The organism is Nostoc sp. (assembly GCF_036917235.1).
GTDB lineage: Bacteria > Cyanobacteriota > Cyanobacteriia > Cyanobacteriales > Nostocaceae > Nostoc.
The window spans coordinates 20,374-45,996 of sequence record NZ_JBALDU010000078.1 but is presented as its reverse complement, the minus strand read 5'-3'; the positions used below and the strand labels follow the sequence as shown (position 1 = coordinate 45,996).

At 42.8% G+C, this 25,623-nt stretch carries 19 protein-coding genes; 2 read left to right on the top strand and 17 right to left on the bottom strand.

Annotated elements, in window-relative coordinates; all coding sequences use genetic code 11:
* Positions 1–172: 172 nt before the first annotated feature.
* Entirely contained in the window at positions 173–409 is a 237-nt protein-coding gene (locus V7K44_RS22220) for a hypothetical protein (protein WP_334934403.1), read from the bottom strand.
* A gap of 402 nt (positions 410–811) precedes the next feature.
* Here V7K44_RS22220 and V7K44_RS22215 point away from each other — a divergent pair, with 402 nt between their 5' ends.
* Positions 812–1,624, top strand: coding sequence for a class I SAM-dependent methyltransferase (locus tag V7K44_RS22215; protein ID WP_334934401.1), 813 nt, complete (start codon positions 812–814; stop codon positions 1,622–1,624).
* Positions 1,625–1,806: 182 nt separating this feature from the next.
* Complete coding sequence (locus V7K44_RS22210; RefSeq protein WP_334934399.1) at positions 1,807–2,403, top strand: Uma2 family endonuclease; 597 nt, start codon at positions 1,807–1,809, stop codon at positions 2,401–2,403.
* Between the two features lie 177 nt (positions 2,404–2,580).
* On the opposite strand, the gene V7K44_RS22205 is transcribed toward V7K44_RS22210, so the two are convergent.
* The 16 genes from V7K44_RS22205 to V7K44_RS22130 form a co-directional block, all read right to left on the bottom strand.
* On the bottom strand, positions 2,581–4,083 hold the full coding sequence (locus V7K44_RS22205; RefSeq protein WP_334934397.1) for an HlyD family efflux transporter periplasmic adaptor subunit: 1,503 nt from the start codon (positions 4,081–4,083) through the stop codon (positions 2,581–2,583).
* Between the two features lie 71 nt (positions 4,084–4,154).
* Positions 4,155–4,415 carry a hypothetical protein gene (locus V7K44_RS22200; protein WP_334934395.1) on the bottom strand — a complete coding sequence of 87 codons (261 nt, stop codon included), beginning with the start codon at positions 4,413–4,415 and terminating at the stop codon, positions 4,155–4,157.
* 65 nt (positions 4,416–4,480) lie between these two features.
* On the bottom strand, positions 4,481–7,423 hold the full coding sequence (locus V7K44_RS22195; protein WP_442940709.1) for a peptidase domain-containing ABC transporter: 2,943 nt from the start codon (positions 7,421–7,423) through the stop codon (positions 4,481–4,483).
* 25 nt (positions 7,424–7,448) lie between these two features.
* On the bottom strand, positions 7,449–8,270 hold the full coding sequence (locus V7K44_RS22190) for a peptidylprolyl isomerase (RefSeq protein WP_334934393.1): 822 nt from the start codon (positions 8,268–8,270) through the stop codon (positions 7,449–7,451).
* A 153-nt stretch (positions 8,271–8,423) separates the two neighbouring features.
* Positions 8,424–9,182, bottom strand: coding sequence for a PPC domain-containing protein (locus tag V7K44_RS22185; protein WP_334934391.1), 759 nt, complete (start codon positions 9,180–9,182; stop codon positions 8,424–8,426).
* Positions 9,183–9,845: 663 nt separating this feature from the next.
* On the bottom strand, positions 9,846–10,586 hold the full coding sequence (locus V7K44_RS22180; RefSeq protein WP_334934389.1) for a PPC domain-containing protein: 741 nt from the start codon (positions 10,584–10,586) through the stop codon (positions 9,846–9,848).
* A gap of 204 nt (positions 10,587–10,790) precedes the next feature.
* Positions 10,791–11,549 carry a PPC domain-containing protein gene (locus V7K44_RS22175; RefSeq protein ID WP_334934387.1) on the bottom strand — a complete coding sequence of 253 codons (759 nt, stop codon included), beginning with the start codon at positions 11,547–11,549 and terminating at the stop codon, positions 10,791–10,793.
* A gap of 387 nt (positions 11,550–11,936) precedes the next feature.
* The gene (locus tag V7K44_RS22170) at positions 11,937–12,098 is read right to left on the bottom strand and encodes a hypothetical protein (RefSeq protein ID WP_334934385.1); all 162 of its coding nucleotides are present in this window, start codon (positions 12,096–12,098) and stop codon (positions 11,937–11,939) included.
* Between the two features lie 165 nt (positions 12,099–12,263).
* Complete coding sequence (locus V7K44_RS22165) at positions 12,264–15,389, bottom strand: efflux RND transporter permease subunit (RefSeq protein WP_334934383.1); 3,126 nt, start codon at positions 15,387–15,389, stop codon at positions 12,264–12,266.
* 91 nt (positions 15,390–15,480) lie between these two features.
* Positions 15,481–16,461, bottom strand: coding sequence for a HEAT repeat domain-containing protein (locus tag V7K44_RS22160; protein WP_334934381.1), 981 nt, complete (start codon positions 16,459–16,461; stop codon positions 15,481–15,483).
* A gap of 60 nt (positions 16,462–16,521) precedes the next feature.
* Positions 16,522–19,644, bottom strand: coding sequence for an efflux RND transporter permease subunit (locus V7K44_RS22155; protein ID WP_334934379.1), 3,123 nt, complete (start codon positions 19,642–19,644; stop codon positions 16,522–16,524).
* The gene (locus tag V7K44_RS22150; protein WP_334934377.1) at positions 19,641–21,167 is read right to left on the bottom strand and encodes an efflux RND transporter periplasmic adaptor subunit; all 1,527 of its coding nucleotides are present in this window, start codon (positions 21,165–21,167) and stop codon (positions 19,641–19,643) included. The genes V7K44_RS22155 and V7K44_RS22150 overlap by 4 nt, the downstream gene beginning before the upstream one ends.
* Positions 21,168–21,551: 384 nt before the next feature.
* Positions 21,552–22,538: an RNA polymerase sigma factor, RpoD/SigA family gene (locus V7K44_RS22145; RefSeq protein WP_334934375.1), complete on the bottom strand. Its 987-nt coding sequence runs from the start codon at positions 22,536–22,538 to the stop codon at positions 21,552–21,554.
* Positions 22,539–22,558: 20 nt separating this feature from the next.
* Positions 22,559–23,467: a hypothetical protein gene (locus V7K44_RS22140; RefSeq protein WP_334934373.1), complete on the bottom strand. Its 909-nt coding sequence runs from the start codon at positions 23,465–23,467 to the stop codon at positions 22,559–22,561.
* Between the two features lie 146 nt (positions 23,468–23,613).
* Positions 23,614–24,894, bottom strand: a complete 1,281-nt coding sequence (locus tag V7K44_RS22135) for a S41 family peptidase (RefSeq protein ID WP_334934371.1) — start codon at positions 24,892–24,894, stop codon at positions 23,614–23,616.
* 157 nt (positions 24,895–25,051) lie between these two features.
* Positions 25,052–25,435, bottom strand: coding sequence for a hypothetical protein (locus tag V7K44_RS22130; RefSeq protein WP_334934369.1), 384 nt, complete (start codon positions 25,433–25,435; stop codon positions 25,052–25,054).
* Between the last annotated feature and the right edge of the window lie 188 nt (positions 25,436–25,623).

Sequence of the window (25,623 nt, the reverse complement as noted above, 5' to 3'; positions counted from 1 at the left end):
TACTTAAATTTAAACAGTTTGCTTTATTAATGTGCAATCCATCTGCTGTGAGATTATCTCTTACTTTTAGCGGGCGATGTCTGACGACAAGCATAGGTGTCAACTTAACACCCCTCTTGGTGACAACGTTTTGCCCTCACCCCCAGCCCCTCTCCCATCCGTGAGAGGGGAACTAGACATTCAATTCCCCTTCTCCTTTGGGAGAAGGGGTTAGGGGATGAGGGCGTGAGGGATTTGCGAAACGCCTGTCCGATATAGTTTTCGGCTTAAGTTGACACCAATGGACGACAAGCCGCTCTGTGTCTACGCAACACAAAGCATAGTTTTTATCTTTGATTTTGAAATAAACTACAACGCCTGGATCGTCTGGCTCCTTGTGCCTTGCATAGAGTAAACTGTCTTGGCGCATTGGTAGATTGATTGTTAGAGATGACAATATTCTTTTGTTAACGCCTTCATGTGTGGTTTGCCCAAACCGTCCATTTTTTATAGTAGACTCTGTACAATTTACATATAAACCCCGTCCATTTTGAAACCTAGAGTTTTTAAGGAGAGTGTATTATTCTGTCGTGACTTGAGTTATGAGCTTTACTCTAATTCCAAAAAACTATGGTTTTCAAGGTAGACGTGGTTTAGCTATCGTTCCGGTGCTTGTTTGTTCTAATCATCACCCTAAAGGATCGATAGCTTTCTTGTGAATTGGCTCAATTAAAAACTGTCCGAAGTATTGCTCTATTATATTTGCAGTTTATTTCTCGTTCCCAGATTGGAATCTAGGAACACCAGTAACGAGTGTAAGTAGGGGATGATTATGCCGAGATGGAATGCAGAAAAAAAACAAGCGTATCGGACTGAGGTAATTCAACGCATTACCGCAGCGATGCCTTCAGTAATGCAGGAATATGCCTCAATTAATTGGGCGGAAGAACTTAAAGGCTACCATACTGAGCATGAATATTACCCTGACTATATCCACGCTCCCATTCATGGGTCAACTGATTCCTACACCAACCCTCAGTCATGTTTAGCCTGGGATGCTGCTATGGATGCGATTATTCCCATGAGCCACAATGTTAGTTGTCAGCAGTTGCGCGAGAACATGGCTGAACTAATTCCTCAAGACGCTCAAATTGAGACGGTGCTAGAGCTTGGTGCAGGTACGGCTGGTGGAGCGCTGGCACTGGCACAGCGGTTTCCACAGGTCACTTTTCGCGTTACTGATGTTTCACCTTATATGCTGGTGATTAGTCAGCACAAGTTTAACAAGGCTGGATTGAGTGAGCGGGCATCCTTCGAGCAGGTGGACGCCCGTAACACTGGCTACCCTGACAACTCTTTCGATCTTGTCACATCATCACTACTCTTGCACGAGACACCTAAAGAGTGGACGCCTAAGATTCTTAAGGAGATGTACCGGATCGCCAAACCCGGTGGTTGGGTACTATACGCTGACACCTATCGGGGTGAATACGCCCTGAGCGCTTCTTTTCAAGAACCGTGGTTGGATGACTTTATCCATTTCAACTTCGAGTACGAGTTTGCGAAAGCAGGTTTTACAGAACTCAATTACATCCGCTATGCCGTGGGTTTGTGGTATATGGTTGGCCGGAAGCTAGAAATGTGAGGATAAAACAAGCACTTTATTGGTTTTGAATGGGTGGTTTATTTACGCCGTGTTGTACTAGGGACTGGGATTTTTACTCAGCACTTAGCACTCAGATCGCATCTCTCAATAGCAAGTAGAATAATGAAGCGATCGCCCTCCAAACCTGATTATTCTAATCTGGAAACCAACTGGAGACTCAAATGACCACAGCAACGATAGCAACACCACCAAAGGAATTACCTCTTCTGTTTGAGGGAATGACCTGGAGAGAGTTTAAAGCAGTTGAGCAATTGTTAGACCGTCCAGGATATCGGCTCTCTTTTCTGGATGGAATTCTGGAGATACGACGAATGCCTGGAGAACCCCACGAAACCGTTAAAGAAAGGATCGGTGCTTTGTTGGAGCTTTACCTGCTTATGGCAGGGTTCGACTTTACTCCAACTGGCTCAATGACTCTGGAAAGTGAAACAGTCGCTGTCAAGCGAGAGGCAGATAAATCTTATAAACTTGCTCCTGGTCGGATGCTACCCGATCTGGCGATCGAGGTGGTATTTTCCAGTGGCGGCATCAACAAACTGGATGCATACAAGCGGCTGAAGATCAAGGAAGTGTGGTTTTGGGAAGATGGTGGGTTAGAAGTCTATCATCTGCGGGGAGAAGGCAATACACTTCACTATGAAAAGATTTCTAGTAGTGAAGAGGTGAAAGGAATCGATCTGGATTTGTTGTTACGTTGCATCAATATGGTGAATCACGTAGAGGCGATCAAGACTTTTCAACAAGCGCTCCAGAAATAGGCGATCGCAAATCCGGCGTTGCAGAACGTGGGATGAATTGGGGCAAGCAGGGGAGGCAGGGGAAGCTGGGGGGGATTTTAGAAATTACCTAAATCATCGCGCTTTCTCTGCAACACCGCACATCCTTATGGAATATTGGGTTTCACGCTTGAAAGCTGCTGTTAAAAAAGATTTTGTTCAGCGCAGAGACTTTAAGCTCTCAGTCTTTTGCACTAAGAAATCAGTGAAGATACTCATAATTGTGCGCTGACGTAATTTTACATTAGCATCAATGGACATCCCTGATTGCAATGGAATTTGACGCTGATTAATCAGTAATTTCTGCCCATGTAGGCGGACTTTTGCGGAAAACCGCCAGAAATTATAAACTTGGTCTGGAGGTAGAGCATCAGAGCCAATCTCAATTAGTTCGCCTTTGATATCACCATACTCTTGGAACGGAAAGGAATCAATTCTCACATCCACTTGTTGCCCTTCTCTGACAAAGCCGATGTCGCGGTTGGTGATGTATACGTTAGCAACTAAGTTATCGCTAGGAACAAGTTTCAAAAGCGGTTCGCTGGAATTAATTACAAATCCTGCTGTTTTGGCTTTGAGTTCAAAGACGGTTCCATCTACGGGTGCAGTAATTTTTTGATATTTCAGAGTTTGTTCTGCCTGAATTAACTTACTATCAATCTCACCAATCTGACCGTTAATTTCATAGATGCGTTTCTGATTATCTACAATTACCTTGGTTAATTGGCTGTCAATTCCGGCAATGTTTTTGTCATTATCTGTAATTTTGGCTAGTAAGTCTTCTTGAGACACAGCCGCAGTGTTGCGAAGTTTTTGATTTGATTGTGCGATCGCTAATTGTAATCGCTGCTGTTCCCTATTCAATCGGATCACTTCAGCTTGTCTGGTGCTGACATCCTGTTGCTGTTTCAAGTATTGCACCTGGGAAATTGCCCCCTGCTGTGCTAAAGGTTCAAACTTGTGGAGAATTTGTTGATTAATTGTCAGCAACTCTTTAGCACTTGTTAACTCCGCCTGAGTCTGAAAAAATTGCTGTTGCGTCTGTCCCGTTTCTAAATTAGCCGTGGCTAAACGCGATTCTAATTCTATTTGGCGATTTCGCAAGCGTAATTGTTGCTCTCTTGTGAGAGTATTTCCAGCAGTCGCACCGTTTAACTGTGTGCGGTACAACTGGTTTTCGGCAATAATGGCGGCTCGGCTTTTGGTTAAGAAGGCTAGTTCTGGTTTAATTTTCAACAGAGCAGTTTGCTGTGCCACTTCCTGTAGTGAGATGCTCCCTTGAAGCTGACGGCGATAGAAATCATTTTCTTGCTCTAGTGCTTGTTTGGCAAGCAACTGAGCTGCGCGACTTTGCTTTAATGAAGTTAGCTCCGCCTCAGAAGTAGTTTTTTCTAGGGTAACGAGTGTGTCACCTTTTTTGACTCGTTGACCATCTTTGACTAAAATCTCATTGACAACACCATGAACCGGAGCCTGAATTTCTTTGACTGCACCCTTTGGTTCTAGCTTGCCAGTAGCATGAATTGATTCATCAATTTGGAAAACTGAGGCCCAGATTACTGCGAAGGTGCTAACTCCAACAATAGTCCAAGCGATCGCTCGTGACCAAGTAGAAGTCTGTTGTAAAAGTACTGGTTGATCGAATTTATATTGAATATTCATAATAAATGAGGAATTGGGAATGAGGTATTTGGGAGTGTTGACTGTTGAGTGCTGAATTAGGAGTGCTAAGGTTAAAATTCCGAGTTCAGAAGATCAACGTTCAAGCAAAAAAGTGCAACTTCCGAGTTCAGAGGCTCAACGTTCAAGTAAAAAGGTGCAACTTCCGAGTTCAAAGGCTCAACGTTCAAGCAAAAAGGTGCAACTTCCGAGTTCAGAGGCTCAACGTTCAAGCAAAAAGGTGCAACTTCCGAGTTCAGAGGCTCAACGTTCGAGCAAAAAGGCTCAACTTCCGAGTTCAGAGGCTCAACTTTCGAGTTCTGAGCTTGAAGCAATAATATTTCCTCCTGACTTCTAACTCTTAACTCTTAACTCCTAACTCTTAACTCAGCACTCAGCACTAAACTTTCGCTTCCTGTTGCTGATAAAGACAGTAGTAATAACCTTTGAGCGCCATCAATTCTTCATGAGTCCCCTGTTCTACCACAGCACCTTTGTCCATCATCAGAATGATATCGGCGTTGCGAATTGTGCTGAGGCGGTGAGTAATGAAAAATACTGTTTTATCTTTGAAGGTTCTCGCCAAGTTACCGCAAACTTGGGCTTCCGCATTGTAGTCTAAGGCGCTGGTAGCTTCATCCAAAATCAGTAATTGCGGATTTTGCAAGACAGTCCGAGCGATCGCTACTCGTTGGCGTTGTCCCCCAGACAATCCCGAACCTCGTTCGCCCACACGAGTGTTATAACCACTGGGTAAAGACATAATAAAGTCGTGGGCGAATGCTATTTTGGCGGCGCTAATAATTTCCTCATCGCTAGCATCAGGATATCCCAAGGCAATGTTTTCGCGGACTGTGCCATCAAACAAAAGGGTATCTTGTAACACCATTCCAATTTGACGGCGTAAGGAATAAAGCTCTACTTTACTGGTATCGTAGCCATCAATCAAGATTTTACCGGACTTGGGTTCATAAAGTCTGGGTAATAATTTTAGCAGTGTGCTTTTACCGGAACCGCTTTGACCAACAATACCCACAAAGGAGCCAGCAGGAAAATCTAAGTTAATATTGCATAGTTGCATCGGCCCATGTTCCGAGAAACTGAAGCTGAGATTTTCAAAGCGAACGCTACCTTGAATACTGGGCATGAGGATATTTTGACAGTTACCGATTTCTGTTTCTTGGGGAGTATCTAAAATATCAGCAAGGCGTTGCAGAGATAAAGCGGTTTCTTGAAAGTTCTGCCAAAGTTGCATTAAACGTAACAGAGGGCTGGTGACATAACCAGCAAGGATGCGAAAGGCAATGAGTTGTCCCAAGGTAAGGTGCTGATTAAGGACGAGAAAAGCTCCCACCCACAGCACTAACATACTAGAAAACTTGTTGAGAAAACTGCTAACAGAACTGGCGGTAGTTTGGGTAGAGACGGTTTTGAAACCAGCGCTAATGTAACGAGCATAGCGTTCTTGCCATTGCCAACGCGATCGCATTTCTAAATTTTGCGCCTTAACTGTCTGCATTCCCCCCATTACTTCCACTAAATAAGATTGCGTCTCGGCATTGCACTCAGCTTTTTCTTGCAATTGTCGCCGCATTAAAGGTGATACCATCAAGTTGAGCAAGCCAAACAACGGCACTGTTGCCAAAGCAACTAATGTTAACACTGGGCTGTAAATCGCCATTACTACAATGTAGACTACCGAAAACACAGCATCCATCACCACAGTTAGAGCTGTACCAGTTAAAAAAGAGCGGATGTTTTCCAACTCGTGAATTCGCGTTGCCAATTCCCCAACAGGGCGGCGTTCAAAGTAAGATAATGGCAGACGCAACAGGTGATTGATCACCTCAGAACCAAGGGTGAGATCAATCCGGTTGGTGGTATCTGTAAATAAATGAGTGCGGACACTGGTGAGTATTGCTTCGATGACTGCTACTACCAACAAGAAGATGCCGAAAACTTCCAGGGTATCAGGACTATTGCCAACCAATACTTTATCAATAATCACTTGAGTGGCGAGAGGATTTACCAGCCCAAACAGTTGGATAACAATAGAAGCAATCAGTACTTCAATTAATACTTTGCGATAGCGCCGCAGTGAAGGTACAAACCAACTCAAACTAAACCGCGCCTTGGGAGTATTTTTGGTGGTTTGTAGCAGCAGTACTTCTCCCTCAGCCCCCCAGTTCTCAGCAAAGTCTCGGAGTTTGTAGCGCAGTAGTCCCATCTCTGGAACGGCAATGAGTAACTCTCGATCGCTATTTTTATAAATGATGGCAAAACTATCTTGCCAAGAAATCATAACTGGTAATTGCAAGCGTCCGACTGCGGTTGCGGGAACTTTCACCATCTGTGTTGTCAAGCCCATCAACTCAGCAGCGGCGGCGCAAAATTGCAGAGATATACTACCTTTCTGTTCGTGCTGCTTTGTCAACACCCGCCGCAGTGTATCTTTGCGCCAGGAAATATTAAAGTATTGGCTCAACATCTGGAAGCAAGCTAGTGTTGCATCCAGTGGCCCTCTACCTTTAATATAAGGAAACTTCTTTTGTTTACCCTTAGCTGCTGGTTCTTCTGTGACAGTAATTTCTGAGGCGTAGGGAATCTCTGCGGGTAAGAGCATTTTTGGTGTACGAGGAGCAAGATTTTCTCCAAGTATTGATTTGGGCAATCCCACCAGGCGCATATTTACATTAAATTTCAGCTTGGGGTTGAGTTCATCTAACTCTAGACGACTACCTGCGGGAAACTCAGGATCAAAATTACTGCTGACTAACCACAAAAATTCTGAATTTAACTGCTGGTGGAATTTGCGTGCAGGGATTGTTCGGATGATAGCAACTTCAGTTGCAGCTTGAGCAAGCTTAATTACATTCTTGCTGCCATCTGCGCGACGGCTAAGTTCTTCGGTGAGCAGTTCATATACTTCTAAAAGAGTGATTTCATTTTGCAACGCTTGGACAAAAGCCTCTTCCTGCTTGAGTAAGGTTAAAAAACCAGCAATAGGTAGATTAATAGTGATAACTTCAGTAGAAGCGATCGCAGTTTCACAAGCAATACCCCGCATATAACTTACCCAACCCAAAACCTCTCCTGCTGAGAGTAACTTCAGTGTCGCCGGATTTTGTCCTTGAGAATTGTAGCTTAATAAACGCGCTTGTCCTTGGTAGATAATGCTAATCCAATTAGGCATAGCCTCACTGGTTACTATTACCTGCCCGATGCGATAACGACAAAATTGCACCTTGTCGAGCAAATTTTCTAAAACATTTGGTGACAGATAATTGAAAGGAAATAGATCGGAAATATATGCTTGAATATCAACGGTTGTATTTGTCATCATCTCTTGCACCCGATTTTAATAATTACTAGGCAGCGTTCGCTTCTTGAACCTGTGCTGGTTTGGTGTTGATTCCCATCCAGGTTTTTTCTTCTGGTGATAGTTGATTTAATTGCTGTTGAAACCAAGTTTCAAAATTCTCTTGCAGCAATCGTTGGCGCATAAAATCGTCCAACTGGGCACTGATAAACTTTTCCACACGGATAATTATCCAGGAATTTCCAAAAGGCACAGGTGCTTGAACTATACCCACTTGACTTGTGCAAAGTAACTGAGCAAAATTGGGAGCGATCGCACCAAGTTCCACTGGGCCGATAATGCCATTTGTGTCAGCTTCTGGCCCTTGGGAATATGCACGCGCCAACTCGGAGAATGATTGTTCTCCTTCTGCAATTCGGAAGAATAGTTCGTTAGCAGTTCCTCTGCTATCAGTCCGAATTAAAGAATAAATGACTTTATCAAAATGTCTTTTGTATTTGAGGAAGTAAGATTCTAGTTGATGTCCCCAAGTTTGTTGCTTGAACTTTTCAACTCTCAGCTTTCGGGTAGCGAAAAGTTCTAATTGTTCTTGAGTCATACCGTAACATAAGCACCAATCTTGGATTTTTTGTTCGGTGTTTAAATCCCATTGCTGATAAAATTGTTCTAGAGCATGAGATGTTTCGGTTTGTGTACAGGTAATTGGTGCGTTGGCGTAGCCCTTCGTAGAAATCGCAGCCTCAATAATGCTCTGAGATAATAATTGCGGGATTAGGTTGTAACTTGCTAAAAAGGGAATAATTTCTGGCGGTAAGAGGGCGCTGCCGCTACGTCCATCGTAGACATCGCCTAGTTGTAATGTTTTATTCATATTTGTGCAAATATTTTGAGCCGTGCAGAGATACATTTAGAAATGCAAGCGGTATTCAGGTATGGATTTGTACCGCTTGCATCATTTGCATACCCTTGAAAGCATTACCGTACAAAACTTTCAAGTATTACTCACCACTGCCGATGCCTAAACTTAAGCAAAGGGGGTGGTGAAATGGTCAAAAGTCACGTTGTAATTAGTGTTGCCAGTGAATTCAGTAACCTGCAAGAAGTAGTCACCAGATTGATTAATGTTAGAAATCAGTTCTGAAGTAGTACTTCCATTAGTAGAGCGTGCAATTTCCTCTCCTGCATCAACAATGCGATTGTTGTTAAAGTCTCGAATCAGCCGGATGTCAGCATCAGTGCTTAATCCGTTCAAATTAATGTTGACACCCTCAAAAGTTCCCAACGAGAAGCTGTAAACATCAGCAGTGTTAGTGTTACTGACGTTACCTGTACGAGTGACATCACCCGATAAGTTACCAAGTACAAATTCCTTCGGTAGAAGGTTACTGAAACTAGCTGCAAGCGGAAAACTTCCAGAAGGTTCAGTTGCAGACAAGGCTAGATTGTAACTAACACCGCCCACACTAGTGCTAAAGCGAGAGACTTCGGCAAAAAAAGTACCTGAGCTAGTTTTAAAGTTAATCGCCTCATCTTGGTTGCTTCCCCGATTAGAAACAAGTCCAGAAGTTCGGTCGAAGCTGTCTAGTACGCCGTTATTGTTAGCATCTCGAAACAGCCTGAGATCGGCATCATCTCCTGCACTAATATTTGTTAAAGACAGGTTGATATTTTTGCCACTGGTGATTTTGAACTGGAAGACATCCGTGGGATCAGATGTAACTAAACCAAAGTTATTCTTAACAACAGGGGTGCTACCGAGTGTTCCAAGATTGGAAAATCCCATTTTTTTGTCCTTTAGATGTTGATTGTGATTTGGTCAAGTTCAGATTAAGTTGTGGTTTGCACAGATGTAAATTCCGATTTAAATCGACATTTACTAGATTTTATAAGCTTAGATTTTGATGAAAATAAAGAACATTTATTATTTTCAAGAGAGCTTTAGCCGTTTGGTTTTGTGCTTGCCGCGTTCAGAACCTCTTGTTTAACCATGAATCTAAATTAAACTGTTTCTTCAAGAAACACAGCATGAAAAAGACTTCTATAGTTAGGTGTTTTTTAAAGTAGATTCCAAATGCTTTGTATGATTTAGTCAGAAAAAGTCATATAATTCGCCGTTGCTGTAATTGAGAATGAGTTTGATCGAATAAGGGATATGTAAAGAAGTAGGCGAAAGCTTGCGTCAGGCGATCGCTTTGGCAAACCTTAGTAACACTAAAAAATTGTTGTATAAAATTGCTCCAAAAAAACCTCTGAGTTACCAGAGGTTTCTTATGATTAAATCTTTAGCGTCAATTTTGTTGAAATATTTGATGAGTACAGCTATAATTTATGCAATGAAGCGGTAAAGTTCAGGTATAACTCTCTGCCGTTTGTATCATTTGCATACCTTTGAAAGCATTGCCGTACAATACTTTCAAGTACTATTCACCACTTTCGATGCTTAAACTTAAGCTTCGGAGGTGGTGAAATGGTCAAAACTCAAAGTGTAATTAGTACTACCTTTGAATTGATCGACCTGTAGAAAGTAATCACCAGCATCCTTAATATTGGAAATAATATCTGAGGTAATACCGCTTTTAATAGAACGGGCAATTTCCTCTCCTGCCTCAACTCTGCCATTGCGATTAAAGTCTCGAATTAGTCGGATATCAGCATCATTGCTAAGTCCGCTCAATGTGATGTTGACACCCTCAAAGCTTCCTAGAGAAAAATGGTAAACATCAGCGGTATTTTTGTCACTGATAAAACCAGTACGCGCGACATCACCTGATAAGTCACCAAGTTCAAATTCCTTGGGCAAAAGATTGTTGAAATCGAGTGTTGAATTGGGTGTCGTTGCAGACCTGTCTAAATCGTAAGTTACAGTACCGGAACCAGAAAAGCGAGAGACTTCAGCAAAATAAGTACCTGCATTTGCTCTGACATTAATTGATTCATCAAAGTTGCTGCCATTGCGTGAACTTGCAACCAATCCATTCGCTCGGTCGGCCGCGTCTAATATACCGTTACCGTTAACGTCTCGAAAAAGTCTCAGATCGGAATCATCACCAGCACTAATCTCGTTAAGAGACAAGTTAACGTTTCTGGTACTGCTGATTTGGAACTGATAGATATCAGTAGGGTCTGGTGTTTCAAAAGAAAAGTGAGAAGGGTTGCTAGACAGAGTACCAAGATTGAAATTAGTCATTGTTTGTTTTTTTGGTGGAAATAGTTATTTGGTTAAAGCAAGATTAGTTTTAGTTAAACCTGATGTAATTTTTTTTGTCTAGAATGTGGAATGAAAGCGGCAAAGTTCAGGTATGATTCTCTGCCGCTTGCATCATTTGCATACCCTTGAAAGCATTGCCGTACAAAACTTTCAAGTATCGCTCACCACTGCCGATGCCTAAACTTAAGCAGGGACGGAGAACTGGTTAAAACTCACATTGTAATTAGTACTGCCAGTAAATTCTGTTACCTGCAAGAAGTAGTCACCAGGAGTGTTAATGTTGGAAATCAGTTCTGAAGTAATACCTGCATTAGTAGAGCTTCCAATTACCTCGCCTGCGTCAACAATGCGATTGTTGTTAGAGTCTCGAATCAGCCGGATATCAGCATCCGTGCTTAATCCGTCCAATCTAATGTCGACACCCTCACGAAATCCCAAGGAGAAGCTGTAAACATCGGTAGTATTCTGGTTATTAACATTACCTGTACGAGTGATATTACCTGACAAGTCACCAAGTACAAATTCTTTAGGAAGAAGGTTGCTAGAACTAGCTGAAATCGGAAAAGTTCCAGCAGGTTCAGTTGCAGACAAGGCTAAATCGTAACTGACATTTCCCGAACTACCTGGAGCAAAGCGAGATACTTCGGCAAAAAAAGTACCTGAGCTAGTTTTAAAGTTAATCGCCTCATCTTGGTTGCTTCCGTGATTGGAAACAAGTCCAACATTTCGGTCGAAGCTGTCTAATACGCCGTTATTGTTAGCATCTCGAAACAGCCTGATGTCGGCATCGTCACCAGCACTGATATCTGTCAGAGACAGGTTGATATTTTTGCCACTGGTGATTTGGAACTTAAACACATCTGTGGGATCGAATGTAGTTAAATCAGAGTTATTCTTAACAACAGGGGTGCTACCGAGTGTACCAAGATTGAAAAGTGCCATTTTTTTGTCCTTTAGATGTTGATTGTGATGCGGTCAAGTTCAGATTAAGTTATGGTTTGCACAGATGTAAATTTTCGATTTAAATCGATATTTACTGGAATGTAATGGCTTAGAGTTTGATGAAAATAAATATTATGTATTATTTTCAATAGAGCCTTAGCTGTTTGGTTGTGTGCTTGCCGTGTTCAGAACTTGTTGTTTATCCATGAATCTAAATTAAACTGTTTTTTCAAGAAACACAGCATGAAAAAGACTTCTATAGTTAGGTGTTTGTTCAAGTAAATTTCAAGTGTTTTGTATTGTTTAGTCATAAAAAGTCTTATCTATAGCAAACAAATACAAAAAAGGCAGAAAGTACTGATGTTGCAATGAATGACATAAAACCTATCAGTTTTCTCTAACCTTTCCTGAGAGAGCTGCTTCAACCCAATCTTGCCAAATAGTTTCCGAGCGATGGTAATTGACTCTAAGCTCGACTTTATCCAAAATTAAGAACTCGCTTTCTTTATCCGGCAAAAAGCCTAGCTTTTTGGCAAATACTTTTTCCACGTCACAGATTATCGATGAAGTTAAAAAAGTAAAAATACTGTCCTACAAAGGTTTCAGCTTAAGCGTTCGTGCAACGACTCCGCAGGAGTATCGCGTTGCGAAAAAAATGGATAAAGTCGATCTAAGCGATCGCTTTACTCGTGCTCGATTTTACCAAAACTATCATTAACTTTTAACTGCTGGCAGATGCTTTTTTTCAGCTTTCCTACTGTGCATACTCAGCTTTTTCCGCCATGTCTCCATATAAATGTAAAACACTGGAGTCAGATAGAGAGTCAATATCTGAGAGAATACCAATCCACCAACGATCGCAATCCCTAAAGGACGACGCGCTTCTGAACCGACTCCTGTCCCCAGAGCAATGGGGAGTGTCCCAATTAAAGCTGCCATTGTCGTCATCATAATCGGACGGAAGCGAATCAAGCAAGCGGCATAGATGGCATCAAAGGAATTCTTACCTTCCTTTCGTTGTGTTTCAATGGCAAAGTCCACCAGCATAATACCGTTTTTCTTGACGATGCCCACTAGCAGAATGATGCCGATGAAAGAGTAAAGATTTAAATCAACCTGGAAAATTAGCAGCGTCAGTAATGCACCAAAACCCGCCGAAGGCAAACCGGAAAGAATAGTGATTGGGTGAATGAAATCCTCATAGAGGATACCGAGAATTAGATAGATGACTAAAATAGACACCAACAACAGCACGCCTAAATCGTTGAAGGACTGTTGAAAGGTCTGGGCTGAACCCTGAAAACTGGGAGTAATTGTTGAGGGTAGTATCTCACTAGCTGCTTGCTTTATGGCATCTGTAGCCTGACTTAGAGAGGTTCCGGGGAGCGTATCAAAAGAGATAGTTGCAGAGGGGAGTTGAGCAACGTGAGTAACGGTGAGAGGGCCGACATTCTGGGTAATATTTGCGATCGCACTCAGGGGAACAAGTTTCCCTGTACTCGATTGCACATATAGCATTGATAGGGCGCTAGGATCTCGTTGAAATTCGGGTTTTACTTCCAAAATTACATAGAATTGGTCATTTGGGGTATAAATAGTTGACACCTGACTGGAACCATAAGCGGCGCTGAGGGTTTGTTCAACTTGTTGGGCGGTAATGCCAAGGGTTGCAGCTTTGTTGTGGTCAAATTTGACTTGGATTTGAGGAGTGCTGAGTTGTAAATCGGTGTCAACGTTCTGGAGTCCTGGTAGGGTTTTGACTTTATCTACAAGTTTAGGAACGTATTGGCGCAAGTCTTGCAGATTTAAACTCTGCAATGTGAACTGATAAGTAGAATTCGTTTGTTGCCCGCCGATGGGAATAGCTGGTGGAGAACGGAGGAATGTCTTAACGCCAACTACACGTCTCAACTTGGGGGTTAACTCTTGAATGATTTGGTCGGCACTCAGTTGACGTTGAGAACGTGGCTTGAGCCGAATCGTAATTCGCCCAGAGTTGACTGATGCATTCGGGCCACTTGCACCCACAATCGAGTCAACTGCTTCAATGTTAGGGTCTTGACGAATAATATCAACAACCTTTTGCTGGTGAAGGCGCATATCATCAAAAGAAATATCTTGCGCTCCTTTGGTGTTAGCCATCAGTTGTCCGGTGTCTTCGGTTGGAATAAAACCTTTGGGAACGATGACGAACAAATAGACGGTCATTACCAGCAAAATGCCAGAACCAATGAGTGTCATTAGGCGGTATTTTAAGATCGGCTTGAGCGTCCAATCATATCCTTGCAGTAGTAAATCAAATGCTCGTTCTGAGACGCGATACAACAAATTTGGTCTTTGCTGATGGGATGAACTTAAGAAGCGACTGCACAACATTGGGGTGAGACTGAGGGAAACAAAACCTGAAACCAAAATTGCCACAGCGATCGTCACGGCAAATTCATGAAATAATTTACCGATTATTCCACTCATAAACATAATCGGGATGAACACCGCGACTAAGGAGAGGGTCATTGACAAAATGGTGAAGCTGATTTCCCTCGATCCCTTCAATGCCGCATTTAGGGGAGATTCGCCCATTTCTCGATAACGGACGATATTTTCTAACACCACGATCGCATCATCCACCACAAAACCCACAGAAAGGGTCAACGCCATGAGGGAGAGGTTGTCTAGGGAGAAACCCGACAGATACATTACAGCAAAAGTGCCAATGATGGCTACAGGTAGCGCCAAACTGGGAATTAGCGTCGCAGTTATATCACGTAAAAATAAGAAAATCACCAAGACAACGAGACAAACCGAGAGAACCAAGGTAAATTTCACATCATTGACAGAGGCTCGGATGGTTTGGGAGCGATCGTACATAATCCCCATCTCAATGGATTTGGGAACTTGCTCGCGGAGTGTAGGTAAAAGTTCTTGGATGGCATCAACAATATTTACCGTGTTGGCTCCCGGCTGCGGCTGCACAGCGAGAACAACGGAATGGCGATTTGTTACTTTGCGATCGCTATACAAATTTGAGACTTTGACGTTTTGTTCGCTGTCAATCACCTGCCCCAAATCTTGGAGTCGCACGGGCGCTCCATTTTTGTAGGTTACAATCAACTGGCGATAGCCGGCAGCATCGGTAAGTTGACCGTTCGCCTGAATCGTATAACTTTTGTAAGTACCAGAGAGACTGCCGGTTGGTAAGTTGACATTTCCCTGTTGAATGGCAGTTTTTACTTGATTTAGACCAATTCCCCGCGATGCCAACTCTCGCGGGTCAAGCTGGACGCGGACTGCATATTGTTGTTGACCAAAAACCTGTACCTGAGCAACACCATTAATCATTGAGATTGGCTGACCAACTGTTACCTCCGCATATTCATCTACTGTAGAGATTGGCTGTGTCTCAGAATACATATAAAGGAAGAGAATTGGTGAGACAGACGGGTTAACTTTGCGGTAGGTGGGCGGGTGAGGCATTCCGGCGGGGAGTTGTCCGGCGGCGGCTGAGATGGCTGCCTGTACATCTTTGGCGGCATCTTCCACTCGGCGGCTAAAGTCAAATTGTAAAGAGATGTTAGTGCTGCCTGTGGAACTGGTGGAATTGAATGAATTGAGTCCGGCTATTTCGGTAAACTGTCTTTCTAGGGGTGCGGCGACTGAAGATGCCATTGTTTCGGGGGTAGCACCTGGGAGACTAGCGGAGACAGAAATAAAAGGATATTCAACGTTGGGTAGGGCGCTGATGGGTAATAGTACATAACTCATCAGACCAAAGATGAGGATACCGATCATCACCAAGGTGGTCATGACTGGACGGCGGATGAAGGGTTCTGAAAGGTTCATGGGTTTTGTTATCCCAGAAATGTGGTGAGGATGCGATCGCTAAATATAATTTCAACGTGAATTTGATCGATCTGTAATAGGTGCAACAACCCTATCTTTGATTTCTAAACATATCTAACGCCTCCTTCACTGCTTCTTTAACAACTGGATCTGGATCTTCTAACAGCTGCGATACAAATTCCACAGCCTCAAATGCTTTGATTTTTCCTAAAGCAAACGCCGACCGACTACGAACCCATTTACTAGGGTGTTGAAGTCCTTGAATTAATGCATCTACTGCTCGAAGTTCTTCGAGTACTAATACTACAGAAAAGCCGGAATCATATTTTTCGTCTTGTAGCAGATTCAGAAGAGTATTAACTACTTTATTTTTCAGATTACTTGGGGGAATTTCTATGCCATAGCTATTGCTCATATATAGGTCGTTATGAAGTAGTTGTACGGTTTGCCAAGAGGAATCTTCAGGAAATATTTTCAGAAATCTTTCGAGAGCTAAGTCTATAATTCCTGAGTTGTATTTTCGATATGCAGCAGCATACTTTTTCTCATCTTTCTCTATGTAACCTTTGCCATCGATGAACAATCCCCCAGTCTCATAAGATTCTGCTAGAGTCAACATCATGGCTGTTAAATTGGTGTATCGCAGTGAAATTTCTACAATTTCGGAGATATGAATTACAGGAGAAGTTGTTTGTTCATCATCTGTTGCGACAACTGCTAAAAACTCGACATCTGACATACAGACTGGCAAGACAGGTTTACCTGCATACTTATACATCGCGGCTATTTCTTCATGTTCTTCTACCCAAGTTTGAGCTTCTGACACTGCTGAATCTAAACTTAGAAGAAACATAGGATAAAATATCCAATCATCTGCACAGCCATCCATTGGGTATCCATTTGACCATTCATAAATTTCCCGAACTTCTTTGGATACTTGAAAAGATAGGGTACTTAACACATTATCTATTTCTAATGGAGTTAAACCTGATGCCAATGATGCAATCTTTGCTGGATGATTTTCTTTAAACCAGTAATGAATTCGGGTTAATGCATCTTTAATATCTGACATAAGTGTTTAATTCATAATTTAGAAAATCAGATTTAGTCTTGGTTTTCAGATGATTGAACATTACGATCGCCCCCCTGTAAATGAAAATACCCGCCGGAACTTAACTTGACTGAGTTTTTTCCGCCACGATTCCATATATATATAGAACACAGGCGTTAAATACAGAGTCAATATCTGAGAAAATACCAGTCCGCCCACAACTGCAATCCCTAGAGGACGGCGGGATTCCGAACCAGCCCCAAATCCGATCGCTATGGGCAAGGTTCCCATTAACGCTGCCATTGTCGTCATCATAATTGGACGGAAGCGCACCAAGCAGGCTTGATAAATCGCCTCGGACGGCTTTTTTAATTCATTTCGCTGGGCTTCAATAGCAAAGTCCACCATCATAATGCCGTTTTTCTTGACGATACCCACCAACAAAATTATGCCGATGAAGGAATAAACATTCAGTTCAACATGGAATATGATCAGCGTTAACAATGCCCCAAAACCTGCTGACGGTAAACCGGAAAGAATTGTAATTGGGTGAATGAAATCTTCGTAGAGAACACCAAGGATGAGATAAATTACGAGGATGGCGATCGCTAACAATAAACCCAAACTCGGCAGTGAACTTTGAAATACCTGACTTGCACCCTGAAAGCTGGTGCTAATACTGGCAGGAATCACCTGCTCAATCAGTTTTTCAATCTCTTCGTTGGCATTTCCCAAGGACACACCAGGCGCAAGGTTAAAGGAAATGGTCGCGGCGTTCATCCGACCGTTATGATTGACCATTAACGGGCTGACTCCCTGAGATAGTTTGGCGAATGTTTTGAGAGGGACTGCCACTCCTGTGCTGGAATTAATGTACAGTGTCAACAAAGCATTGATATCTTCCTGATACTGCGGTGCTAATTCCAAAATCACCTGATACTCATTGGTCGCTGCATAGATGGTTGACACCTGGTAAGAGCCGTAGGCACTTCTGAGGGTATTTTCGATTTGCTCGGCAGTAATACCATAGGTTGAGGCTTTATCGCGGTCAATGTCAATTTGAATCTGGGAAGCAAACTGTAAATTGCTGTTGACATCCTGGAGTTCTGTCAACGTCTTCATCTTGGTAACAAGTTGAGGAACATATTCCTGTAAGGGTTTGACATCAGAACTCTGGAGTGCAACTTGATAAAGTCCTGTACTTTGTTGAGCGCCAATAGGAATCGCTGGCGGATTTTGTAAGAATACTTGGATACCTGGAACAGTGGCGAGTTTGGTTCGCAAATTTTGCACGATTTCGTCAGCCCCAAGTTGGCGTTGCGATCGCGGTTTTAACCGAATAAACAAACTGCCGGAATTGGCTGCAACTGCCGCTCCACCGCCACTAGCACTAGCTCCCGCCCCAATATTGGAGTTGACTGCATCTACATTTGGGTCTTGGCGAATCAGGTTAGCAACTGTTTGCTGATGCTGAACAAGATTATCAAAGGATGCATCTTGGGCTGCTTGGGTAATCCCTGTAATTTGTCCGGTATCTTCGCTAGGAATAAAGCCCTTGGGAACTATCACCAACAGCCCAACTGTCACCGCCAATAGAAAGCCAGATAAAATCATTGTGGTGAGGTGATATTTTAAGACTTTTTTGAGACTCCAATCGTAGAGACCCAGGAAGCGATCGAATACATATTCGGAAGCTTGATATAAGCGACTTTGATTAGCATGATCCACAGGACGCAGAAAACGGCTGCACAACATGGGAGTCAGAGTCAAAGACACAAAACCAGAGACGAGAATTGCAACTGCGATCGTCACAGCAAATTCATGAAATAATCGCCCCAGCACTTCACTCATGAACAACATGGGGATGAAGACTGCAACTAAGGAAAGGGTCATCGATAGAATTGTAAAACCAATTTCTCTCGACCCATTCAACGCCGCTTCTAGGGGACGTTCCCCCATTTCGATATGACGGACGATATTTTCCAGCATAACGATCGCATCATCCACGACGAAGCCCACCGAAAGGGTCAACGCCATCAGTGACAGGTTATCTAGTGAGTAATGCAACAAATACATCACCGCAAACGTACCAATCAGCGAAACAGGTAACGCCAAACTAGGAATCACCGTGGCCGAGAGGTTCCGCAAAAAGATGAAAATTACTAAGATAACTAGAGCGATCGTCAGAATCAACGTAAATCTGACATCATCTACTGAATCTCTAATTGATTGAGACGCATCATAGAGAATCCCAATTTCTACTGATGCCGGAATCTGTTCTCGCAAATCCGGGAGTAATTTTTTAATCGTGTCTACAACTTGTACCGTATTGGTTCCCGGCTGTCTTTGAATGGTGAGAATAATGGCGCGAGTATTGTTATACCAGCTTGCCACCTTGTCATTTTCTACACTGTCAACAATCCTACCCAGTTGATTGAGATAGATGGGCATTCCATCTTTATAAGACACAATTAATTGGCGATAAGCAGCCGCATCCTCAAGTTGCCCATTAGTCTGGACTGTAAAATTCTTATGATTTCCCGAAAGACTGCCGGTAGGCAAATTGACGTTACCCTGTTGAATCGCCGTTGCCACCTGATCTAGCCCAATTTGCCGCGCTGCCAATTGCTGCGGATCGAGTTGAATTCGAGCCGCATACTTTTGGGAACCGTAGACAGCTACCTGTGCTACTCCATTGATTGTAGATAGCTTTTGCGCCAGATAAGTCTCGGCATAATTATCTACCTGGGAAAGCGGCAGTGTGGGAGAATCCAGATAAAGATAGAGAATCGGTTGATCTGCGGGGTTAACTTTGCTGTAAGTAGGAGGATTAGGTAAATCTGTCGCAATTTGCCCCGATGCTCCCGATATCGCGGCTTGTACATCCTGCGCCGCATCATCAATGTTGCGACTCAAGTTGAATTGCAGGGTAATTTGAGTCTGTCCCAGAGTACTAGTTGAGTTGAGCGAATCGAGTCCAGCAATGCTAGAAAATTGCTTCTCTAAAGGACGCGCAACCGATGCTGCCATCGTTTCGGGGCTAGCTCCCGGTCGGGAAGCACTTACCTGAATTGTGGGATAATCAACACTTGGTAAATCGCTGATTGGCAGCAACCGATAACTCATGAAACCGAAGATCAAAATCGCCGCCATCACCAGAGTCGTCATGATCGGGCGGCGGATAAATGGTTCCGAAAGGTTCATGATTCACCTCCGCCTGAGTTACGGGAATGATTTCTTCTGGGCTGATTTGAGTCATTACCGCCTTGGGAATTGCCGGTTGTTTTGACGCGAACTTTGCTCCCGGAAACGAGATTTGCTTGACCATCGGTGACGATTTTATCGCCTGGTTGCGGCCCTTTCTCAACCACATCTAGTCCATCAATGCTGCTGCTAACTGTGACTGGAACATTTTCCACCGTCATGTCTGGCTTAACTACAAAAACAAACTGACCATCTGGGCCATTCTGCACGGCTTGGCTGGGTACAACCGTTGCATTCGGTTTTTCGGTCAACGTTAGCGTTGTGTTTACAAATTGACCGGGAAACAAATGTCCTTGAGTGTTATCAAAGTCGCCAATTAGTTGAATTGTCCCTGTGGTGTTATCGACCGTATTATTAACAAAGGTCAAAGCACCTGGTAGTGGATGAGATGGATTATCGGGGAACGTTACATCTACCTTCAGCTTGCCATTCTGCATATACTTTTGTACCTGGGGCAGATTTGTTTCAGGAATGGAAAAAGCAACTTGAATTGGGCGAATTTGGGTGATGGTAACAAGTGGAGTGGTGCTGTTGGCTTGTACCACATTGCCCTGAGTCACCAGAATATTGCCAGCGCGACCATCAATCGGCGCATAAATTTTGGCGTAAGATAATTGCACTTTGGTATTGTCTAATGCTCCTTGATCGGAAGTGACAACGGCTTGAGCATTAGCGATCGCAGCTTGATCCCCTTTGACAACTGCGCCAGCATTAGTCAGCGCCACGCGATCGCTTTTCAAAACTGCTTCGGCATTAGCGATCGCTTCTCGATCTGCTTGGAGGGTTGCTGTGGCCGATTTGCTATTAGAAACGTATTGCTGTGCTTGATCTAAACTAATCGCGCCTTTCTTATACAATGCACTATAGCGATCGCTCTGTCCCTGAGCAAATTCTGCTTGCGCTTGATCCTTAGCCAAATTCGCTTGCGCTTGTCGCACTAAGGCTTGGTCTTTAACTAAAGTGGCTCTGGCTTGGTCTACCTGACCCAAATCTCTAGTTAATGCGTCTCTGGCTTGTTGTACCGAGGCTTGGTCTTTTGCTACAGTACCTTGAGCTTGCTGGATTGCAGCAGCTTGCGATCGGTCATCCAGGGTAAACAAAAGTTGTCCCTTTTTTACATCTTGACCTTTCTTGAAATAAACTCCAATAATCCGCCCACTAGCTTGGGGCGTAATCGATACTGTAGATCCCGCTTGCACATTACCGATCGCCTGCAATTGCACCGGAACCGTTTTTTGTGTCACCATTGCCACGGTTACAGGTGTCACTTGTTGCTTATTACGCCCAGATTTTTCACTTTTGTCTGACTTGGCTGCACTTGTATGGATACCAAAAATACCCAGCCCAGCCAGCAACAGCACACCCAAAATTACCAAACGAATCTTTTTCTTTTTTGGCGATCGCGGTAGCTCCGGTTCTATGCTGTTCTCAGTCAAACGCTCGTTAGAAATTTCATGGTTCATCAGAACCTCCAATGCATTTTAGTTAATTAAAAACCGTGAAATCCTTTATCACCTCAACTCCCGCTGATACCAATTTCATTTGAGGCGGCACATCTAATACCATTTGTGATTTTAGACTTTCCTGCGGAACGCTACGCTCAGTCGAACGATTTTGGATTGTGAAACATCCATTGGACAAGTGTTTTAGTTTTCCGTCTGTCGCAATCATTTTTCAAATTGGTATAAATAATTAGTTTTCTCCGGTTTGTTCGATGTGCTTTATCAAATGATGATGATTTTGTTGATTTCCATCCGATCAAACAAATAATATTGTTAAATACCTTTTAATTCATCATACTTAAAATATCTCACCATCGTAATTAATGCTTTATTTTTTACTTGTGTTTACTTATTATTTTTTAGCTGCCGATATAGAATGTGGAGAGCTTGTTTTTCTATCTGTCTGACTCGTTCCCGACTAATACCCATGCGCTGACCAATCTGTTCTAGAGAAAGTTCATTTCCATCTGCCAAACCAAAGTGTAAATTTAATATTTCTTGTTGTTGTCTAGATAAACTTGACAATAATTCTTCAAGTTCTTGATTGAGAGATTGCTCAGTGGTATAGCCATTCTCCGAATATCTGTAATCTTCTATTAAATCTTCTAACTTTACATCTTTCTCTGAACCAACTTGAATATCTAGAGATATAGTTTGACGAGCTAAAGTTAGATATTTCCGAATCTGACTAGGCTCTAAAGAAAGTGCATGAGCAATTTCGGTAGTTGTAGGAACGCGACCTAGTTTTTGAGATAACTCTCGCTGAACGCGCTTAATTTTGTTTAACTTCTCATTGATGTGAATCGGTAATCTAATTGCGCGTCCTTGTTGGGCGATCGCTCTGGTAATTCCTTGACGAATCCACCAGTAAACGTAGGTTGAAAATCTGTATCCTAAAGCCGGATTGAATTTCTCAATTCCTCTCTCCAAACCCAAAGTACCTTCTTGAATTAAGTCCATTAATTCTAAGTTCCGTCTCTGATATTGCTTGGCAATTGACACCACGAGCCGGAGATTAGACGCCATCATTTTCTGCTTGGCTTTTTTCCCTTGATTTAGCTTTTGAAGTAGTTCTTGCTCGCTTAACTGCATCTGGTCAGACCATTCTGACAGTGTGGGGGTACGATTTAATTCAACAGTCAGTTTTTCCGATTCAGCAAGTATTTTCATCATCTGCTGAACTTGTTGGGCAAAAAAAACTTCTTGCTCTTGGGTTAACAGAGGTATCCGCCCAATTTCTTGAAGATAAGCACGTACTGTATCAGTTGTAAATTGAGATGCTTTGCTTGTGTTAATAGCTTTAGTATCTGGGAATGATGTTAAGTTACTCATGTTGAGTTAGCCTCTGCCTATTAATTGGGGTATTTTTTATTCGGGAAGAAGTGCAGATAGTGACTCGATGAACCATAGAGGTTTTTATAAAAAAACCAAGTATCAAGTACTAGTTCCAAAAGAGCAATCAATACCCAAATTGCTAAAGAAACAATTACAGGTAGGCTGAGATCGGGAAATTTTCTTTGCAAATCGATAATGCCAAATAACAGCAAAAATACAAGCGATACTCCTAGAAGAAATGACAACTTTACAATTGCGAGAATGAAACGACTCATCTCTAAGATGCGATTGTAAAGTCTAGAAAATCTTTCCAGGATTTCTTCCATGTTATTGATCGCAAGTAAAATTTGTTGTTGATGCAGATGTGTAGCTAAAGAGTATTGTTGCTGTACTTGCGTCAATTCCTGTTCATTCTTGAAATTATCTAAAAGCTTGTCCCAAGGTAGAACCTGAGAGCTAGTTGACCAGATTGGGAAATCCTTTAAATGTAAGGGAACTAAATAGTTAATCAGTGCGATCAGAGTTTCATCAAAATTACTGAGTTCGGGGGGAAGAGACTGAGTTAGACGAATCAGTTGGTCAATCTGAATCTGAAGTGTATAGTAGTCCTCATATCTTCTTTGAGCGATCAACTGACTAGTAAAGGTGAGAAAAACAATTAACACACCCAATAAAGCAGCTAGAGACTGGGATACAGCAGAAAAAAATTCAATCGCTACCTGTTTAGGTACTGTCAGCCAAGGGGCGTTTTCCCGCATAGCAAAAACCAAGGTGGCAACAAATACAAGCCCAACGATCGCTAGCTGATGGTGGGTAACAATAGCTATGATTGTCCGCACTAAAGGAGTGCTGCTGAGTTGAACCAAGATTTGCAAACCTGGGACTGGTTCACAAATTTGAAGTCGTTGGGCTTTGCGGGTTGACATGATAGAAAGATACAGTTCCTAGCTTGTTAAAGTAAGGCAAGAGGTAGATAGCGCAGCGTTAGCAAGTCCGCGAACAAGGTGGTCACTGAATCTCGACTTCGCTCGATTTCCGCGTAGTCGAAGTGACCACCTGTCCCCTGCCTCCTTCATTTCCCACCCTGTAAACTCACATGATTGCCCCCAGATTGAATCAATTTGCTTAGGTCAGCAACGGCGCTAGCATACTGAGGATCGGCTAATGTTCCCAAGGTTTGGTTTTGCACTAAGGCTTTCTGTTGTGCCTCGGTTAATGCCACGTTAATATCTGGGGCAATGCCGACATGATTGATATCTCGACCTTTCGGTGTGTAGTATTTAGCGATCGTTAGTTTCAGCCCCGAACCATCTTCTAGTGGCTCTACGGCTTGAACTAAACCTTTACCGAAGGTGCGAGTCCCGACTAAGGTGGCGCGATTGTCGTCTTGTAGCGCTCCCGAAAGAATTTCGCTGGCGCTAGCAGATCCCTTATCAACGAGTATTACTAAGGGTTTGTCGGTGAGAGGATGTCCCGATGCATCATAGCTTTCTTTCACTTGGTCTCGATTTACCAAAGACACGATCGCACCTTTCTTCAACCACATACTGGCAATTTGCAAACTCGCATCCAGCAGTCCACCTGGATCGGAACGCAAATCTAAAACGTAGCCCTGCACCTGTTGTTTTTCTAATGCTTGAATTGCCTGATGCATCTCTGCGGGAGCAGTTGCCGTAAACTCTGGCAAACGAATATAACCAATTTTACCAGCTGACGTTGTTTGCGTGTTGTAAGTTACAGGATGGATCGCAATATTGGCACGGGTAAGTTTGAAAGTTTCCGACTGGCTACCCCGTTGAATCGTGAGTACTACCTTGGTTCCGACGGGACCGAGAATCCGCTTCACGGCATCGTCAATTTTCATTCCCTGGGTTTTTTGACCATTAATTTGGACAATTACATCGTCTGGCAAAATACCCGCTTTAAAAGCAGGGGTTCCTTGAATTGGGGCGACAACAGTTAAGGCTTTAGTTTTTTCATTCTGTGCCAGTTCCAATCCTACGCCACTGAGATTGCCAGAAATATCATTATTTAGGGCTTTAAATTCTTGTGGCTCAAAAAACTCGGTGTAGCGATCGCCTAATTTCGCCACCATTTCTTCAATCGCTCCATAAGCCTCTTTCTTGGAACTATAGGAACGGCTAAGATACTGCTGTCGAATTGCTTGCCAATCTTGATGGTTAAAGCTGACATCAACATAGTTCTTATCTAGGATTTGCCACACCTCATCCACCAGTTTCTGAGAGCTAGGTTGTGGTTTACCTAGAGCTTTGGAAGTGTATAGACTAGTTCCTACAAAGATTGTGGCTATAACAGCCAGTTCTATTTTGACGAGCAATTTTTGTTTAAACATACTTTAAATTTTGAAGAATAATCCAGAATTCAGAATCCAGAATACAATTAATGAAAGGCTCAATACCATAAGTCGCAGAGAATTCCTTCTGTTAGCGATAGCGGGGCGTTTAACCCATTCTGACTCCTGACTCCTGAATTCTGTTTTGATAAAACTACTAGGAATTATCTTGAGATTTCCCTTTGCGGTGGGGATAGGCAGTCTTAAAAATATCCTGAATTTTAGTCTTTTGTTCAGCAGTAAGATTTAGGCTGAACACTGCTTTACGCATTTTTTCGCCTTTTTGTAATTTCGTTGACAATTCCTTTACCTGATCTGGGGTCAGAACTGCCTCAACTTGCTTGCGAATTTCTTCGCGCTTGTGAGCGCGTTCTGGCGTATTCGCTGTCGGAGAGTTCGTCGTAGAAGTATCAGATACCTTTGTGCCAGAGTCATTTCCTTGAGACACATCTGGAGATTTAGAACTGGTGCAACCTGTCATTCCTCCAATTAGGATAGTTGCAAATAGCAGGGTTGGTAAAATTATCTGTTTTTTAATCATTTACTTCTCTGGTTTTTGTTGTGTGTAATAGAACTGTTCTGACTCAATTTCGGTTTATGACTGTTTAGAAGATGTTTGAAAATTTACTGCTTTACTCACACCAGCTAATCTTAGAAGTTGGAATGAGTTTGCACATGAGCTAGAATTCCTAACCTGACCAGTAAAAAAGTACTCAAGTTATTGTGACT

Coding starts and splice junctions, on each gene's coding strand:
- V7K44_RS22220 (WP_334934403.1), bottom strand. CDS start 409: ATGCGCCAAGACAGTTTACTCTATGCAAGGCACAAGGAGCCAGACGAT.
- V7K44_RS22215 (WP_334934401.1), top strand. CDS start 812: ATGCCGAGATGGAATGCAGAAAAAAAACAAGCGTATCGGACTGAGGTA.
- V7K44_RS22210 (WP_334934399.1), top strand. CDS start 1,807: ATGACCACAGCAACGATAGCAACACCACCAAAGGAATTACCTCTTCTG.
- V7K44_RS22205 (WP_334934397.1), bottom strand. CDS start 4,083: ATGAATATTCAATATAAATTCGATCAACCAGTACTTTTACAACAGACT.
- V7K44_RS22195 (WP_442940709.1), bottom strand. CDS start 7,423: ATGATGACAAATACAACCGTTGATATTCAAGCATATATTTCCGATCTA.
- V7K44_RS22190 (WP_334934393.1), bottom strand. CDS start 8,270: ATGAATAAAACATTACAACTAGGCGATGTCTACGATGGACGTAGCGGC.
- V7K44_RS22185 (WP_334934391.1), bottom strand. CDS start 9,182: ATGGGATTTTCCAATCTTGGAACACTCGGTAGCACCCCTGTTGTTAAG.
- V7K44_RS22180 (WP_334934389.1), bottom strand. CDS start 10,586: ATGACTAATTTCAATCTTGGTACTCTGTCTAGCAACCCTTCTCACTTT.
- V7K44_RS22175 (WP_334934387.1), bottom strand. CDS start 11,549: ATGGCACTTTTCAATCTTGGTACACTCGGTAGCACCCCTGTTGTTAAG.
- V7K44_RS22165 (WP_334934383.1), bottom strand. CDS start 15,389: ATGAACCTTTCAGAACCCTTCATCCGCCGTCCAGTCATGACCACCTTG.
- V7K44_RS22160 (WP_334934381.1), bottom strand. CDS start 16,461: ATGTCAGATATTAAAGATGCATTAACCCGAATTCATTACTGGTTTAAA.
- V7K44_RS22155 (WP_334934379.1), bottom strand. CDS start 19,644: ATGAACCTTTCGGAACCATTTATCCGCCGCCCGATCATGACGACTCTG.
- V7K44_RS22150 (WP_334934377.1), bottom strand. CDS start 21,167: ATGAACCATGAAATTTCTAACGAGCGTTTGACTGAGAACAGCATAGAA.
- V7K44_RS22145 (WP_334934375.1), bottom strand. CDS start 22,538: ATGAGTAACTTAACATCATTCCCAGATACTAAAGCTATTAACACAAGC.
- V7K44_RS22140 (WP_334934373.1), bottom strand. CDS start 23,467: ATGTCAACCCGCAAAGCCCAACGACTTCAAATTTGTGAACCAGTCCCA.
- V7K44_RS22135 (WP_334934371.1), bottom strand. CDS start 24,894: ATGTTTAAACAAAAATTGCTCGTCAAAATAGAACTGGCTGTTATAGCC.
- V7K44_RS22130 (WP_334934369.1), bottom strand. CDS start 25,435: ATGATTAAAAAACAGATAATTTTACCAACCCTGCTATTTGCAACTATC.